At 71.4% G+C, this 15,600-nt stretch carries 16 protein-coding genes; 9 read left to right on the top strand and 7 right to left on the bottom strand.

What is annotated here, in order from left to right:
- Both DCW30_RS01640 and DCW30_RS01645 read left to right on the top strand, forming a co-directional pair.
- A partial coding sequence (locus DCW30_RS01640) for an acyl-CoA carboxylase subunit beta (RefSeq protein WP_277820324.1) occupies positions 1 to 692 on the top strand: 692 nt, incomplete at its 5' end.
- Between the two features lie 28 nt (positions 693 to 720).
- Positions 721 to 906, top strand: a complete 186-nt coding sequence (locus DCW30_RS01645; protein ID WP_076684761.1) for an acyl-CoA carboxylase subunit epsilon — start codon at positions 721 to 723, stop codon at positions 904 to 906.
- Between the two features lie 90 nt (positions 907 to 996).
- Here the strand turns inward: DCW30_RS01645 and DCW30_RS01650 are convergent, their stop codons facing one another.
- Together DCW30_RS01650 and DCW30_RS01655 are read right to left on the bottom strand one after the other, a co-directional pair.
- Entirely contained in the window at positions 997 to 1,653 is a 657-nt protein-coding gene (locus DCW30_RS01650; RefSeq protein ID WP_076688924.1) for a response regulator, read from the bottom strand.
- A complete protein-coding gene (locus tag DCW30_RS01655; RefSeq protein WP_076684762.1) occupies positions 1,650 to 2,909 on the bottom strand; it encodes a sensor histidine kinase in 1,260 nt (419 codons plus the stop codon). The genes DCW30_RS01650 and DCW30_RS01655 overlap by 4 nt, the downstream gene beginning before the upstream one ends.
- A gap of 603 nt (positions 2,910 to 3,512) precedes the next feature.
- On the opposite strand from DCW30_RS01655, the gene DCW30_RS01660 reads away from it, so the two are divergent.
- Both DCW30_RS01660 and DCW30_RS01665 read left to right on the top strand, forming a co-directional pair.
- Positions 3,513 to 4,481: an ABC transporter ATP-binding protein gene (locus DCW30_RS01660; RefSeq protein WP_076688926.1), complete on the top strand. Its 969-nt coding sequence runs from the start codon at positions 3,513 to 3,515 to the stop codon at positions 4,479 to 4,481.
- Positions 4,478 to 5,491: an ABC transporter permease gene (locus tag DCW30_RS01665; protein WP_076684763.1), complete on the top strand. Its 1,014-nt coding sequence runs from the start codon at positions 4,478 to 4,480 to the stop codon at positions 5,489 to 5,491. The genes DCW30_RS01660 and DCW30_RS01665 overlap by 4 nt, the downstream gene beginning before the upstream one ends.
- Before the next feature lie 626 nt (positions 5,492 to 6,117).
- On the opposite strand, the gene DCW30_RS01670 is transcribed toward DCW30_RS01665, so the two are convergent.
- The 3 genes from DCW30_RS01670 to ychF all read right to left on the bottom strand — a co-directional run bounded on the left by DCW30_RS01670 (position 6,118) and on the right by ychF (position 8,395).
- On the bottom strand, positions 6,118 to 6,534 hold the full coding sequence (locus tag DCW30_RS01670) for a PIN domain nuclease (RefSeq protein WP_076684764.1): 417 nt from the start codon (positions 6,532 to 6,534) through the stop codon (positions 6,118 to 6,120).
- The gene (locus tag DCW30_RS01675; protein WP_076684765.1) at positions 6,531 to 6,782 is read right to left on the bottom strand and encodes a type II toxin-antitoxin system VapB family antitoxin; all 252 of its coding nucleotides are present in this window, start codon (positions 6,780 to 6,782) and stop codon (positions 6,531 to 6,533) included. The genes DCW30_RS01670 and DCW30_RS01675 overlap by 4 nt, the downstream gene beginning before the upstream one ends.
- A 524-nt stretch (positions 6,783 to 7,306) precedes the next feature.
- Positions 7,307 to 8,395 (bottom strand): redox-regulated ATPase YchF, encoded by a 1,089-nt coding sequence (ychF, locus tag DCW30_RS01680; protein WP_062781979.1) that lies wholly within the window; start codon positions 8,393 to 8,395, stop codon positions 7,307 to 7,309.
- A gap of 311 nt (positions 8,396 to 8,706) precedes the next feature.
- On the opposite strand from ychF, the gene DCW30_RS01685 reads away from it, so the two are divergent.
- Positions 8,707 to 9,300 (top strand): DUF6542 domain-containing protein, encoded by a 594-nt coding sequence (locus tag DCW30_RS01685; RefSeq protein ID WP_418347077.1) that lies wholly within the window; start codon positions 8,707 to 8,709, stop codon positions 9,298 to 9,300.
- A 14-nt stretch (positions 9,301 to 9,314) separates the two neighbouring features.
- Here DCW30_RS01685 and ppgK read toward each other — a convergent pair whose 3' ends face one another.
- Both ppgK and DCW30_RS01695 read right to left on the bottom strand, forming a co-directional pair.
- Positions 9,315 to 10,055 (bottom strand): polyphosphate--glucose phosphotransferase, encoded by a 741-nt coding sequence (gene ppgK, locus DCW30_RS01690; protein WP_062781976.1) that lies wholly within the window; start codon positions 10,053 to 10,055, stop codon positions 9,315 to 9,317.
- A 260-nt stretch (positions 10,056 to 10,315) separates the two neighbouring features.
- Complete coding sequence (locus DCW30_RS01695; protein WP_076684766.1) at positions 10,316 to 11,308, bottom strand: 4-hydroxy-3-methylbut-2-enyl diphosphate reductase; 993 nt, start codon at positions 11,306 to 11,308, stop codon at positions 10,316 to 10,318.
- Between the two features lie 88 nt (positions 11,309 to 11,396).
- On the opposite strand from DCW30_RS01695, the gene DCW30_RS01700 reads away from it, so the two are divergent.
- The 4 genes from DCW30_RS01700 (at position 11,397) to DCW30_RS01715 (ending at position 15,351) form a co-directional block, all read left to right on the top strand.
- Positions 11,397 to 12,779: an APC family permease gene (locus tag DCW30_RS01700; protein WP_076684767.1), complete on the top strand. Its 1,383-nt coding sequence runs from the start codon at positions 11,397 to 11,399 to the stop codon at positions 12,777 to 12,779.
- Positions 12,780 to 12,980: 201 nt separating this feature from the next.
- Complete coding sequence (gene xseA / locus DCW30_RS01705; RefSeq protein ID WP_076684768.1) at positions 12,981 to 14,231, top strand: exodeoxyribonuclease VII large subunit; 1,251 nt, start codon at positions 12,981 to 12,983, stop codon at positions 14,229 to 14,231.
- Positions 14,232 to 14,240: 9 nt separating this feature from the next.
- A complete protein-coding gene (locus tag DCW30_RS01710) occupies positions 14,241 to 14,504 on the top strand; it encodes an exodeoxyribonuclease VII small subunit (RefSeq protein WP_076684769.1) in 264 nt (87 codons plus the stop codon).
- A 256-nt stretch (positions 14,505 to 14,760) separates the two neighbouring features.
- Positions 14,761 to 15,351 (top strand): malonic semialdehyde reductase, encoded by a 591-nt coding sequence (locus DCW30_RS01715; RefSeq protein WP_076684770.1) that lies wholly within the window; start codon positions 14,761 to 14,763, stop codon positions 15,349 to 15,351.
- Positions 15,352 to 15,600: the final 249 nt, after the last annotated feature.

The raw sequence follows: 15,600 nt of genomic DNA on the forward strand, positions 1-15,600 counted from the left end.
AGGTGATCGAGGAGATCGTCGACGACGGTGACTACCTGGAGGTCCACGAGCGCTGGGCGCGGAACATCATCTGCGCGCTGGCCCGGCTGGACGGCAAGGTCGTCGGCATCGTGGCGAACCAGCCGCAGGCCCTGGCCGGCGTCCTGGACATCGAGGCCTCCGAGAAGGCGGCCCGCTTCGTCCAGATGTGCGACGCGTTCAACATCCCGATCGTGACGCTCCTGGACGTCCCCGGCTTCCTGCCGGGCGTCGACCAGGAACACGGCGGCATCATCCGCCACGGCGCGAAGCTCCTCTACGCCTACTGCAACGCCACGGTCCCCCGTATCTCCCTGATCCTGCGCAAGGCGTACGGCGGCGCGTACATCGTCATGGACAGCCAGTCCATCGGCGCCGACCTCACCTACGCCTGGCCCACCAACGAGATCGCCGTCATGGGCGCGGAAGGCGCGGCCAACGTCATCTTCCGCCGCCAGATCGCCGCGGCGGAAGACCCCGAAGCCATGCGCGCCCGCATGGTCAAGGAGTACAAGGCCGAGCTGATGCACCCCTACTACGCCGCCGAACGCGGCCTGGTGGACGACGTCATCGACCCGACGGAAACGCGCCAGGTGCTGATCGCCGGCCTGGCCATGCTGGCGAACAAGCACGCGGACCGCCCGGCCCGCAAACACGGCAACCCCCCGCAGTAGCCCCGCCCCCTTTCCCCCTGGAGGTCACATGCCACCCGCAGCAGAGGTCGACATCCGCATAGAAAAGGGCACCCCCACAGAGGCCGAGCTGGCAGCCGTCACGGTCCTGCTCCTCTCCCGCGCGACCCCCCACCCCTCCATCCCCGCCCACAAGCCTCCCCTGACGGCCTGGCGCAGGGACAACTACAAGGCCCCGCACAGCTGGCAGGGCTGACACAACCCCACCGCCGGACGGATGGAGGGCCGCACCCCGAAACCGGGGTACGGCCCTCCATCCGTTTCCCCGTCCCGCGAGGGCGGCGGCTCACCCCCGCCCCTCCACCACCCCCGACTCCCAGGCCCAGGCCGCGATCTCCACGCGGTTGCGGGCGGACAGTTTGGTCTGGACGTTGCCCAGGTGGGTCTTCACCGTGCCGAGCGAGATGGTCAGCTCGGCGGCGATCTCGGCGTTCGTCAGGCCGCGGGCGACCAGGCGCACCAGGTCCAGCTCCCGTTCGGAGAGCGCGGTGTGCGGCTCGCGGGAGGTGCGCTTGACGCTGTTGAGCTGCCGCAGCAGACGGACCGTGATCGCCGGGCTCACCAGCGCCTCACCCGAGTCGGCCGCCCTGATGGCCTCGACGAGCAGGGCCGGGCCCGAGTCCTTGATGAGGAAGCCCGACGCACCCTGACCGAGGGCGCGTTGCACGTACTCGTCGTCGTCGAACGTCGTGACGACCACGACCTTCGGCGGGTCCACCGTGCCGGGGCGCGTCAGCCTGCGCAGCGCCTCCAGGCCGTCCATGCGCGGCATCCGGATGTCCATCAGGACGACGTCGGGCTTGTGGCGCTGGGCGAGTTCCAGGGCGTGGAGGCCGTCCGTGGCCTCCCCCACGACGTCGATGTCGTCCTCCGCCGCGAGGATCATCGCGAACCCTGCGCGCACCATGGCCTGGTCGTCGGCGATCAGCACCCGGATCGTCACGAGGCCGCCGTCCCCGCCAGGGCCGCGCCGGACGGCGCCCCGGCCCTCGACCACCCGGCCGCCGGCACCGGCAGCGTCGCCTCGACGCCCCAGCCGCCGCCCGTGACCGGCCCCGCCCGCACGCTTCCGCCGATCAGGTCCACGCGCTCGGCGAGGCCCTTCAGCCCGTAGCCGCCGTGCGAGACGTGGCGCGTCCGTCCGTCGTCGTTGACCTGTACCGTCAGCCGGTCCGCCGAACGGCTCACCCGCACCCGTACCTCCGTACAGGCCTGGGCGTGTTTGCGTACGTTGGTGAGGGCCTCCATGACCACCCGGTGCGCCGTGGTGGTCACCTCCACCGGCTGGTCGTCGAGGGCCCCCTCCAGATCGAGCCGGGCCCGCGCGCCGCCCATCGCCGAGAACTCCTCGACGAGCGACCGCACTTCGTCGATCCCCGCCAGCGGCGTCACCGCCACCTCCCCGTCGGCGTCGCGCAGCATCCCCACCATGTGCCGCATGGAGGCGAGCGCCTCCGAGCCGGCCTGTTCGATCCGCCGCAGGGCGGGCGGCACGAGTTCGGGGCGGCGGTCCGCGATCGCCTGCGCGCCCTGCGCCTGGACGACGATGCCGGTCACGTGATGGGCGACGAAGTCGTGCAGGTCCCTGGCGAACTCGGTGCGCTGTTCGAGCCGGAGCGCCGCCGCCTGCCGCCGCCGGTCCACCATGAGCAGCCGTATCCCGAGCCCGATGCCCAGCGCGGTCACGGCGGCCAGCGCGAAGAGCAGCGCCATGATGGTGGTGGACTCCCGCACCGTGACCGCCACCGGCCGCAGCACGATGGCCACGCACAGCCCGGGCACGGCCGCCACGACCCACGAGGGCTTCCCTTGCCGGGCGACGACCAGCAGGAGCCACGTCAGCGCCGCCGGTTCGGCGAATCCGAGGGCCTGCGAGCTGGCCACCATCTCCGCGTGCAGCCACACCGAGACGCAGAGCGAGACGAGCGCGAGGGCGCAGGCCGTCATCGGCAGCCGCCGCTCGCCGTCGAGCCGGGGCGAGGCGATGGCCGCCGCGACGGCCAGCAGGGCGCCGATCAGCTTGGTCGGACCGTGGCTCTGGACCCAGTAGAAACCGGCCAGCAGATCGAGCAGGACGAGCCCGGCCAGGGCCGCGACGAGCAGCACCCATGACGTGAGGGACAGCAGCCTCGCGGGCCTGTTCCCCCGTGTGTCCGTGGACGCGTTTGCCCTGGTCGCCGCCTCCACCGCGTCATGCACCCGCCTCAGCTCCCTCTGTTCTCTCCGCCTGCGCGGCCCGCGTTCTCTCTGCCTGCGCGGTCCGCGTTCTCTTTGCCTGCGCGGTCCGCGCGGCCCTCTCGGCTCGCTCACCATGCCACCACGATCCCGTACGCCCGCGATCTCCCGCACCGGCCGAAAGTCGGAGCCTGCCATCGATGATCTGTCTTTCGCCCGATACCTCGCGGGACGCGGCCGAGAAGAGTGGTGACCGCCGGAAGTGGTGATCGCCGGACGCGGTGACCACCGGACGCGGCAGCCGACGCCACCGTAGTGCGGACCCCGGAAGGTCCCCCACGGCCCCCTCCCCACGACAGGAGCCACCCACCCATGGACCACGCGACGACGCACCTGGGCGACGGACCGGGAGCACGGCATTCCGCGGGGACGCCCCCGCAGACCCCGCAGTTCCCACAGCCCCCGCAGACCCCGCAGTTCCGTCAGCCCCCGCAGCCGCCGGGACCCCAGGAGCCCCCTCAGTTCCCGCAGGTGCCGGGGGTCCCGGAATTCCCCGAGGCCTCTCGGCCCCCTCAGTACCCACAGGTGCCGGGAGCCCCGGAACCCCCCGAGGCCTCTCGGTCCCCTCTGTACCCGCAGGCGGCCCCGCACCGCCGCTCCGAGTCCGCGATCGAGGCGTACGGGCTGGGCAAGAAGTACCGGCGCGGCTGGGCCCTGCGCGACGTCTCGTTCCGGCTGCCGGCCGGGCGGGTCTGCGGACTCGTGGGACCCAACGGCGCCGGCAAGAGCACGCTGATGGGCCTGGCCACCGACATGATCCGCCCGACGGCCGGCGCCCTGCGGATCTTCGGCGCGGCCCCGGGGTCGGCGGAGGCGGTCATGCGCACCGCGTTCCTCACCCAGGAGAAGCCGCTGTTCCGGCGCTTCACCGTGGCCGAGACGCTGCGGCTCGGCCGCGAACTGAACCCCCGCTGGGACCAGCGAGTCGCCGAGGAGCTCGTCCGCGCGGGCCACGTGCCGCTGGAGGCGAAGATCGGCACGTTGTCCGGCGGCCAGCGCACCCGCGTCGCCTTCGCCCTGGCCTTCGGCAAGCGCCCCGACCTGCTGATCCTGGACGAACCGATGGCCGACCTCGACCCGCTGGTCCGCCGCGAGCTCATGGCGACGCTGACGGCGGCGGCCGCCGAACGCGGCACGACGGTACTGATCTCCTCGCACATGCTCGCCGAGCTGGAGCACATCTGCGACTACCTCGTCGTCGTGGCGAACGGCGGTCTGCGTCTGGCGGGCGAGGTGAACGAGCTGCGCGCGGCACACGCCCTGTTCGCGGTCCCGCCGGGCGCCTCGCTCCCGGTCGGCGGCCCGCACCAGGTCATCGAATCCGAGCCGCACGGCGGCGCCGGCCGGACGGGGGTCCTGGTGCGGCTCGGCGCCCCGGTCCCGTACGGCGGCCAGGCCGAGCCGCCCACCCTGGAGGAGCTGCTGCTCGCCTACCTGCGCTCACCCGACGCGCCCCCGCTGATCGCCCCCGGCGCCCGGCCCGGCGACATCCACGACGTCATCACCCGCGACCGGCAGAAGGCTGTGACCGCATGAGCACGTTGACCGCTGACCCGGCCCGCACGGCCCCCGCCGGCGCGCGCCCTCCGCGCAGCCGACGGATGCCCCGGCTCGGCGGCCCGGTCTGGCTCGTCTGGCGCCAGCACCGGGCGGCGTTGTGGACCCTGCTCACCCTGACGCTCCTGACCGCGCTGGCCATGGTCCACCTGCGCGGCGAGCTGACGAACCACCTGGCCGCGTCCGTCCGGGGCGGCCCCGGCCTCGAACAGCACGTCGGCCGCCTGTTCAGCGTCGGCAGCTATCTGGGCTACGCCCCCGTCCTGGCGGGTGTCCTCATCGGCGCCCCGCTCGTGGCGGGTGACCTGGAGACCGGCACCGCGAAGCTGGTGACCTCGCAGTCGGTCAGCCGCCTCCGCTGGCTCACCACGAAGCTGGTGATGCCGGCCGCGTTGATCGCCCTGTCCACCACCCTGCTGGGCGCCGTCTTCACCTGGTGGTGGAACCCGGTCCGCAGCCAGGCCGACACCCTGGAGTGGACGAGCAGCGCGCTCTTCGACGTCACGGGCCCCATGCCGGCGGCGTACGCCCTGCTCACGTTCACCGTGGGCGCGGCGGTCGGCATGCTCCTGCGCCGCACGCTGGTGTCCATGGTGGTCACGCTCGGCATCGTGGTGGCGATCGGCGTCGTCTGGGACCGCTTCCGGCTGGACCTCGGCAACGTCCTCTCGGTCACCACCGACACGGGTGTCGGCCCCGACGCCCGGCAACCCGAACTGCCGGCCCAGGCGGTCCAGCAGGGCCAGGGCACCGACTTCCTCACGGACTCCGGGGCCCGTCTGGACTGGACGACCTGCCTGGACACGATGGAGAACACCCGGGCCCACACGGCCTGCCTGAAGTCGAAGCACGTCATCGGCTACGCGGCCGACTACCTCCCGGCCTCCGAGATGCAGCCGATGCAGTGGCTGGGAGCCGCCATCATGCTCACGGCCACCGCGGCCGTCACCACGTTCATCATCATCTGGGGCCGCAAGCGACTGCTCTGAGGGTGGGAGCGCGGGAGCACCGGCTCTCGCGCCGGCCCTCATATCGACTCGGGCGATGGTGGAGACGGGTCCGACGGTGGCGGAGGCGGGCGACTGACGCTCCACCACGGACCTCCCGCTCAGGCCCGGGCGAACGGCCAGCCCCCTGATCCCGTCCAGCACCATGTCGAGCATCCGGTCGAACGCCACGACGGAACCGAAGTCGCCCCAGCGGAGCGTCAGCGCGGCCATGCCCGGGTATGTCTCGGGATCGAAGTCTGGCAGTGCCGGTCCGAGGGCGCCCGACCTCGAAAGGTCGGGGCCCCTCAGACCCGTAGACGTGGATACGTCGTCCGCTACACGTTGAACCGGAACTCCACCACAACCGGTTTGACCTGCGGATATATGGGCGCGTCCCAGCACCATCCCAGCACGGGAATCTCGACAAAGTACAAGAAGATTCGACGCCGAGAAAGCTGCCTAACATATGCGGGCGCCGGTGCACGAATGCTCGAAGCTCTGACCTGAGTTTCAGCCGCAGTCCTCGAACCGCACCATTAAGCAGATCCACAACGATCCGGCTGACGACGGGCAGCCCTGCCCTCACCCGTCGAGGCATGCCCTGGCACGGCATGCGCGTTCCCGGCTCAGTCGGCGGTGCCGGGCTCCACGACCCACTCGGCTTGCAGCCCGCTCACCGAGGCGATCATGTCGAAGTCACCGTCGTAGTGCAGGACCGTGGCCCGGTGCCGTTCGGCGGTTGCCGCGATGAGGACGTCGGCCAGCGACAGCGCCCGGTGAAAACCAGCGTTCAGCGCCAGTGCCTGGATCGCGAGTGCCCGCTCGAACTCCTCGTCATTGCAGGGCACGTAGTCGAAACCACGGAGCAGAGTACGCAGGCGCAGCGCCTCGGGCTTTCCGCGCGCCGAGTACAGTACCTCGTACTCGGTCGGGGCGCACACCGCTAGGAGCCCGTCACGGTCCAGCGCATCCAGCCGCGCCCGCACCGCCGGCTTGCCCCGGCGGGCCAGCGCGGACTTGTCGATGAGGTAGCGCCCCTTCACGCCACCGAAGCCCCGCCTGCGCGCTTCAGCGAGCCGTCCGGATTCCGCGGCCCCGTCTGCGACCGGATCTCCGCGAACGCGTCCTCGAACTCACCCTCGTCAATGGCATCGAACAGCTCCCGGCGCAGCCGCAGCCTCACCCCCTCCTCCATGGCCGCCCGCACTGCGGCGGCCTTCGTCTTCACCCCGTACACCCGCATCGCCTGCTCGACGATCTCCTCGTCCAGATCGATCACAGTCCTGGCCATCAGATATCCCTCCACAGCCCGACGACTCACCAATGATATCGATTCAGGCATAGAAATGACATCAGGGAGCCGAGGTGCGCCTGGGTGCCTAGATCAGAAGCCGAGTCGCTCCGGGCAGATCAGCCCCATATCCGCCCCGCGCTCGCTCCAGGAGTTGGGCGTACTGGACGTACGGTCCGGGCGCTCGGCAGGCACTATCCCGGAGGGAGCGAAGAGCAGCGAGCTGATCGCCGCTAGGTCGGTCCCAGAAGAGGGCTGGACGCCCTCTGGGGGGCAAGTCACTTCCCAGCTCAGCGAGCATTTCCCGTGTTCAGTGCTGGGTCACGACCACCGAAGCCGGCGGGAACGCCCCATCCCGGGTGGCTGTAGACACAGAAAAGTTGAGCTGTACGCCGGGTTCAATCCCAGCACGGTCAGCCCACCCGCATCCCAGCACGGGAAAAACAAAGGGCCCGACTCCGCAGAGTCGGACCCTATCTGACCTGCACGCTTGCCAGGTCAGCGAAGTGGTGTTGAGTCACCCGCTATACGTTGAAGCGGAACTCCACCACATCCCCGTCCTGCATCACATACTCCTTGCCCTCCATGCGCGCCTTGCCCTTCGCGCGGGCCTCTGCCACCGAGCCCGTCTCCACCAGGTCCGCGAAGGAGATGACCTCCGCCTTGATGAAGCCCTTCTGGAAGTCCGTGTGGATGACGCCCGCCGCCTCGGGGGCCGTGGCGCCCTGGGGGATCGTCCAGGCGCGGGATTCCTTCGGGCCTGCCGTGAGGTAGGTCTGGAGGCCGAGGGTGCGGAAGCCCACGTGGGCGAGGGTGGCGAGGCCCGGCTCTTCCTGGCCGACCGACTGGAGGAGCTCCAGGGCCTCCTCGTCGTCCAGCTCCGCGAGGTCCGCCTCCAGCTTCGCGTTGAGGAAGATCGCCTCCGCGGGGGCGACCAGGGCGCGCTGCTCGGCCTTGAAGTCGTCGTCCGTCAGCTCGTCCTCGTCGACGTTGAAGACGTAGAGGAACGGCTTCGTCGTCAACAGGTGCAGGTCGTGGAGGAGTTCCGAGCGCTCCGAGCCCTGGACGATGCCCTGGGAGAAGAGGGTGTCGCCCCGCTCCAGGATCTCCTTCGCCTCCTCGACCGCCTTGACCTTCGGCGCGATGTCCTTCTTGATCCGCGACTCCTTCTGGAGGCGGGGAAGCACCTTCTCGATCGTCTGGAGGTCGGCGAGGATCAGCTCGGTGTTGATCGTCTCGATGTCGTCCTTGGGCGAGACCTTGCCGTCCACGTGCACGACGTTCTCGTCCTTGAAGGCACGGATGACCTGGCAGATCGCGTCCGACTCGCGGATGTTCGCGAGGAACTTGTTGCCCAGACCCTCGCCCTCGCTCGCGCCGCGCACGATGCCGGCGATGTCGACGAAGTCGACCGTGGCGGGCAGGACGCGCTGGGAGGAGAAGATCTCGGCCAACTTCGTCAGGCGGGGGTCGGGGACACCGACCACGCCGACGTTCGGCTCGATCGTGGCGAACGGGTAGTTGGCCGCCAGCACGTCGTTCTTGGTCAGGGCGTTGAACAGGGTCGACTTGCCGACATTCGGCAGACCGACGATTCCGATCGTGAGCGACACGTTGCGACTTCCCGTACGTGAGGGCTGGGTGGGAGCACGGCCCGAGTGCCGAGTACCGGAAGCTTCGGTACGCGCACCGCGCTTCGTACGCGTACCTGCATCGCGTACGCGCGCTTCGCACAAGGGCCGATCCCCCAGTCTACGGCGTGTCGCCGCGGGCCCGTCCGGGCGGCCGCCGCCGCGTCGAACGGATGGCCAAGGTCACGTCAAAGGCGTGTCCCGCCCCTGAATCCGCGCGGCAGCCGACCTAGGTTGGACCAGTGGAGCAACACAGGACGCGTCCCCCTCAGACCGAACCGAAGGCCCCTTCCGTGGCCCGGCCCCGCCGGAGCGCCCCGCTGCCCTCGCAGGGCCGGGCGGCCCGGCCGGGCGGCACGGCGCGCCGGACCGCGCCGCGCCCGCGCAGGCCCGCGCCGCCGCTGGTACGGGCCCTGCGTCGCGCACCGCTCGGCCGCGCCCTGCGGCGGATGCCGAACCCGCGCCTGACCGGGCTCGGCAGCGGCCTGTTCTGCACCGGGGTGCTGTTCCTGCTCGCCTGCCTGCTCGGACTGATGTTCGACGATGCTCTCGTCGCGTACGGCGTGCTGTTCCTGCCCGTCGCCACGTTCACCGCGCTCTGGGTGCGCCCGGCCGACCTGGTCACCGCTCCCATCAGCGTGCCGATCGCCTTCGCTGCCGGGGTCCTGCCGATCTCCGGCGGCACCGGCTTCGGCGGACGCCTCATGGGCCTCGTGACCTCACTCGCGCTGCACGCGGGCTGGCTGTACGGGGGCACGCTCATCGCCGGGCTCGTCGTGGGCGTACGCAAGATCCGGCTGATGGCCGAGCGGCGCGGGCAGGTCGGGCAGGGGCCCGCACGGAAGGAGACGGCGGGGCCCGGCCCGAAGCGCGCCCCCGCCGTCTGACCGCCCACGGGCCGCTACGCCTCGCTCGCCGCCATCGCCGCTCCCACGATGCCGGCGTTGTTCTGGAGCTGCGCCGGGACGATCTCCGCGGAGATGCCCTCGATCAGCGGCAGGAACTTGTGGGCCTTGCGGCTCACCCCGCCGCCGATGATGAACAGCTCCGGCGAGAACAGCATCTCCACGTGCGCGAGGTACTTCTGCACGCGGTGAGCCCAGTGCTCCCAGCTCAGGTCCTCGTCCTCGCGGGCCTTGGACGAGGCCCGCTTCTCCGCGTCGTGGCCGTGCAGTTCCAGGTGGCCCAGCTCGGTGTTGGGCACCAGGCGCCCGCCGGTGAACAGCGCGCTGCCGATGCCCGTGCCGAGGGTGAGGAGGAGGACCGTGCCCTTGCGGTCCTTGCCCGCGCCGAAGTGCATCTCGGCCACGCCCGCCGCGTCCGCGTCGTTCAGCACGGTCACGGGGGCGCCGCCGAGCCGGTCCGAGACCAGCCGCTGGATGTCCGTGCCGATCCAGCTCTTGTCGACGTTGGCCGCCGTGCGCGCCGTGCCGTCGGTGATCACTCCGGGGAAGGTGGCGCCGATGGGCCCCTTCCAGCCGAAGTGCTCCACGACCTCGCACACGCCCGCGACCACCGCGTCGGGTGTCGCCGGATGGGGGGTCAGGACCTTGTGCCGCTCCTGGGCCAGGTCTCCGCGGTCAAGGTCCACGGGAGCGCCCTTGATCCCTGAGCCGCCGATGTCCACACCGAAGATCTCCATGGCCCCACCGTACGACCCGGAACAGCGCCGGGGCAGCCACGCCGCCGCGGTTCCGGCCGGCGCCGCCGCCTCGACCCGGTCAACTCTGGGACAGCTCCGGAGCCTGGGCCGCCGTCGGCCTGCGACAGCGCCGCCGCCTCGACCCGATCAGCCCGGCCGGCCCCGAGACAGCGCCGCCTCAGCCCCCTCAGCCCGGCCGGCCCCGAAACAGCGCCGCCTCGGCCCGGTCAGCCCTGAAGACAGCTCCGGAGCCTGGGTCGTCAGCCCTGGGACAGCTCCGCCGCCTCGGCCCGCAGGTCCCTGCGGAGCTCCTTCGGCAGCGAGAAGGTGATCGACTCCTCGGCGGTCTTCACCGTCTCGACGTCGCCGTAGCCCCGCTCGGCGAGCCATTCGATGACGCCGTCCACCAGGACGTCGGGCACGGAGGCACCCGAGGTCAGACCGACCGTCGTGACGCCTTCGAGCCACGCCTCGTCGATCTCGTCGGCGCCGTCGACCAGGTGCGACGCGGGGGCGCCCGCGTCGAGGGCGACCTCGACCATGCGGATGGAGTTGGAGGAGTTCTTGGAGCCGACGACGATGACCAGCTCGGCGTCCTCCGCGAGCTTCTTCACCGCGGTCTGGCGGTTCTGCGTGGCGTAGCAGATGTCGTCGCTGGGCGGCGAGAGCAGGTTCGGGAACTTGCCCTTGAGCGCGTCGACGGTCTCCATCGTCTCGTCGACGGAGAGCGTGGTCTGGGAGAGCCAGACGACCTTGTCCGGGTCGCGGACCTCGACGTTCGCGACGTCGTCGGGGCCGTCGACCAGCGTGATGTGCTCGGGCGCCTCGCCGGACGTGCCGATGACCTCCTCGTGGCCCTCGTGGCCGATCAGGAGGATGTCGAAGTCGTCCTTGGCGAACCGGACGGCCTCCTTGTGCACCTTCGTGACCAGCGGGCACGTCGCGTCGATCGTCGCCAGCTTGCGCTCGGCGGCCTCCGCGTGGACGGTCGGGGCCACGCCGTGCGCGGAGAACATCACGATGGAGCCCTCCGGGACCTCCGCCGTCTCCTCGACGAAGATGGCGCCCTTCTTCTCCAGGGTCTGCACCACGTACTTGTTGTGCACGATCTCGTGGCGGACGTAGATCGGGGCCCCGTACTGCTCCAGGGCCTTCTCGACGGCGATCACGGCACGGTCCACGCCCGCGCAGTAGCCACGGGGAGCGGCGAGCAGGACACGGCGGGAGCCAGGCGTTGCAGTCATGCCACCCATCGTAAGGCCGCGTCCAGCGCGTCAAAGATCGCCCCGTTGGGGAGACTGGAGGCCTGCGTCGATCCACGCGCCGATCCACGGAGGCACGATGTCCGGTGAGACCGCAAGTGAGGGAGCCCGTGCCGCGGGCGTCGAGCCCCCCGAGGACACGAGACTGCGGCGCAGTCTGGGCTTCCGAGACCTCGTCGTCTACGGTCTGCTCTTCATCGCCCCCATGGCGCCGGTCGGCGTCTTCGGGACGCTCGACGCGAAGGCGCACGGGGCCGTCGCCCTCGTCTATCTGATCGCCACGGTCGCCATGGCGTTCACCGCGTTCAGCTACGCCCAGATGGTGCGGGTCGTCCCCCAGGCGGGGTCCGTTTTCGCCTACGCGCGCGCGGGGCTCGGCAAGGGCTTCGGGTTCATCGCCGGGTGGATGGCGATGCTCGACTACCTGCTCATCCCGGCGGTCGCGTACCTCTTCTCCGGCATCGCCATGAACTCCCTGGTGCCGTCGGTGTCGCGGTGGGTGTGGACGGCCCTCGCGGTGCTCATCACGACCCTGCTGAACCTGTGGGGCGTGCGGACGGCCGCGCGGGCCGGCTTCGCCGTGCTCGCCATGGAGGTCGTCGTCCTCCTCGTCTTCGTCGTCGCCGCCGTGGCCGTCATCGCCAGGGACGGCACCCAGCGGGACTGGCTCTCGCCGCTGACCGGTGACGGCTCGCAAGGGGCGTTCGCGCTGTCCGCCGTGGTGGGGGCGGTGTCCATCGCCGTCCTCTCCTATCTGGGCTTCGACGCCATCGCCTCCTTCGCCGAGGAGGTGACGGGCGGCTCGGCGAAGGTCGCGCGGGCCGTGCTGTTCTGCCTGGCGCTCGCCGGCGTGCTCTTCGTCGTCCAGACGTACCTGGTGGCGCTCCTGGAGCCGCTGTCCTCCGCCGAGCTGGCGGCGGAGCCGGTCAAACAGGGCACGGCCTTCTACGACGCGGTCGACTCGGCGGCCGGGTCGTGGCTGCACGACCTGGTGGCCGTCAGCAAGGCCATCGGCGCCGCGTTCGCCGCGCTCGCCGGGCAGGCCGCGGCGGGACGGCTGCTGTTCGCCATGGCCAGGGGCCGGCGGTTGCCGAAGGCGCTCGCCCGGACCGACTCCGGTACGCCGCGGGTCGCGCTGCTCTGTGCGGCTGTCGTGACGATGGTCGCCGCGGTGTGGGCGGCCCGGCGGGACGACGGCATGGACCACCTGGTGTCGGTGGTCGACATCGGGGCGCTCACGGCGTTCCTGCTGCTGCACGCGAGCGTGGTGGGATGGTTCGTCTTCCGCCACCGGGCGGCCGGCTTCAGTTGGTGGCGGCACCTCCTCGTCCCCCTGCTGGGAGCGGCGATCACCGTGGCGGTCATCTGGGAGGCCGCGGGGTCCGCGCAGGCCGTCGGCGCGGTGTGGCTGGCCGTGGGGCTGGCCGTGCTTCTCGTGCAGCGGGCTCGGCGGGTCGACTAGGCCGCCCCTTCGCCGCGATCGACACCCGCCCCGTCACCGGCTCACGCCCACCCCTTCGCCGCGATCGACACCCGCCCCGTCACCGGCTGACGCGCACCCCGTCACCGGTTGACGTCCACCCGGCCACAGACCCGTTTCCCCGCAAGGGTCCGCGCCGAACGAGTCGCCGTCTCTGTCAGACCCGGCGACTACGCTCACCGCATGGCTCTCAACACGTCCGCCGACGCGCCGCTGCCCGTCGGGCAGGTGTCGCGGCTGATCGGCGGCTGGATCGATCGGCTCGGCGCCGTGTGGGTCGAGGGGCAGATCACGCAGCTGTCCCGGAGGCCGGGCGCGGGCGTCGTCTTCATGACGCTCCGCGACCCCTCGCACGACATCTCGGTCAGCGTCACCTGCTACCGCCAGGTCTTCGACGCCGTGGCCGACGTCGTCTCCGAGGGCGCCCGCGTCGTCGTCCACGCGAAGCCCGAGTGGTATGCCCCGCGGGGGCAGCTCTCCCTGCGGGCCGCCGAGATAAAGCCGGTCGGCGTCGGTGAGCTGCTCGCCCGCATCGAGCAGCTCAAGAAGCGCCTCTCCGGAGAGGGTCTCTTCGCCCCGGCGAGGAAGCAGCCGCTGCCCTTCCTTCCGCAGCTCATCGGCCTGATCACGGGCCGGGCCTCGGCCGCCGAGCGGGATGTCCTGGAGAACGCCCGGCACCGCTGGCCCGCCGTCCGCTTCGAGGTGCGCAACGTCCCGGTGCAGGGCGTGCACGCGGTGCCGCAGGTCGTCCAGGCCGTGAAGGACCTCGACGCCCTCGACGAGGTCGACGTGATCATCGTGGCGCGGGGCGGCGGCAGCGTGGAGGACCTGCTGCCGTTCTCCGACGAGCAGCTGGTCCGCGCGGTGGCCTCCTGCCGCACACCGGTCGTCTCCGCGATCGGCCACGAGCCGGACAGCCCTCTTCTGGACCTCGTGGCGGACCTGCGCGCCTCCACGCCCACCGACGCGGCCAAGAAGGTCGTGCCGGACGTCGGGGAGGAGTACGAGCGGGTGCGCTGGCTGCGGGACCGCGCCCGGCGCTGCATGGACGCCTTCCTCGACCGGGAGGACCGCGGCCTCGCCCACGCGCTGGCCCGGCCCTCGATGGAGCATCCGCACCGCATGGTCGAGGAGCGCGAGGAGCAGGTCTCCGCCCTCGTCGACCGCAGCCGCCGCACGCTCGGGCACCTGCTCGACCGGGCGGGTTCGGAGCTGACGCACACCCATGCGCGCGTGGTGGCCCTCTCCCCCGCGGCGACGCTCCAGCGGGGGTACGCGGTGCTCCAGAAGCCGGACGGCACGGTCGTCAGGGCCCCGGGCGACGTGAGCGCCGACGAGGAGCTGCGGGCCCGGGTGGCCGAGGGCGAGTTCACCGTACGAACCGTGGGGCGAGCCGACGAAGCCGCGGCCGACGCGGACGATGCCGAGATTTAGGGTGGGCGCATGACCAGCACAACGGACGAGACCGTGGGCTCCGCGGACGCGCTCGGGTACGAGCAGGCGCGGGACGAGCTGATCGAGGTCGTACGCCGCCTCGAAACGGGCGGTACGACACTGGAGGAGTCCCTCGCCCTGTGGGAGCGCGGCGAGGAGCTGGCCAAGATCTGCCGCCGCTGGCTCGACGGCGCCCGCGCCCGCCTGGACGCGGCCCTCGCGGGACCGGAATCCGGGGACTCCGTCGGCGACGAGGACGAGGACGAGGCCTGACCGGGGCTTGACCGCGGGGCGGGTCCAGGCGGGCCCGTGGCATACCGGGGCGGACCCGCCCGGAGTGGCCCGGAGCGGACGGGGGCAGGCCGGACGGGCAGGACCGCAGCGGACCGGCCAGGCAGTCCACTTTCGGACAGAACCCTGTGAAGCGGATCACGAGGGACTCGCTTTGGTTGAATCTTAAACGTCACCTGTCGTACGGTCGGTCGTGCCAGCTGATCTCCAGCACCGCACGTATCGAGAAGGTTGATCCATGTCTCTCGCCCTTGACCCCGCCGCCCAGGACCTGCTGTTCCGCGAGGCCCGCACCGCGAACACCTTCACCGACGAGCCGGTCACCGACGAGCAGGTCCAGGCGATCTACGACCTGGTCAAGTACGGCCCGACCGCCTTCAACCAGTCGCCGCTGCGCGTCACCCTGGTCCGCTCCCCCGAGGCCCGCGAGCGCCTGGTGCAGCACATGGCCGAGGGCAACCGCCCGAAGACCTCGGCGGCGCCGCTGGTCGCGATCCTCTCCGCCGACAACGAGTTCCACGAGGAGCTCCCGGCGCTGTTCCCGCACTTCCCGCAGGCCAAGGACGCCTTCTTCTCCGAGCGCCCCGCCCGTGAGCAGGCCGCCCTCCTGAACGCCACGCTGCAGGCCGCGTACTTCATCATCGGCGTGCGCGCCGCCGGCCTCGCCGCCGGCCCGATGACCGGTTACGACCCGGCCGGCCTCCAGAAGGAGTTCCTGGACGACGACCACACCCCGCTGATGGTCGTCAACATCGGCAAGCCCGGCGAGGACGCCTGGTTCCCGCGCTCCCCGCGCCTGTCCTACGAGGACGTCGTCACCACGGTCTGAGGCCCCGCCCTGACTGACTGCCTGCCTGACCGCGTGACCGACCGGCTGACTGCCGGTCGGCCCGCGGCAGCGGCGCCAGGAGGTTTCCGGGCCGGCCGGGCCCGCGTCGCACACGCTGACGCGGGCCCGGCCGGCCCTTTCCGTCGCGGGCCGGTCGACGCGGCCTCCTCGCCCTCCCCGGTGCGCGAAGGGGGCCAGGCTCCCCTCGGCAAGGTGTAGTGCACCCCCGGACGATCAGGGGGCGCAGCG

It is taken from the genome of Streptomyces alfalfae (assembly GCF_004127445.1).
GTDB lineage: Bacteria > Actinomycetota > Actinomycetes > Streptomycetales > Streptomycetaceae > Streptomyces > Streptomyces alfalfae.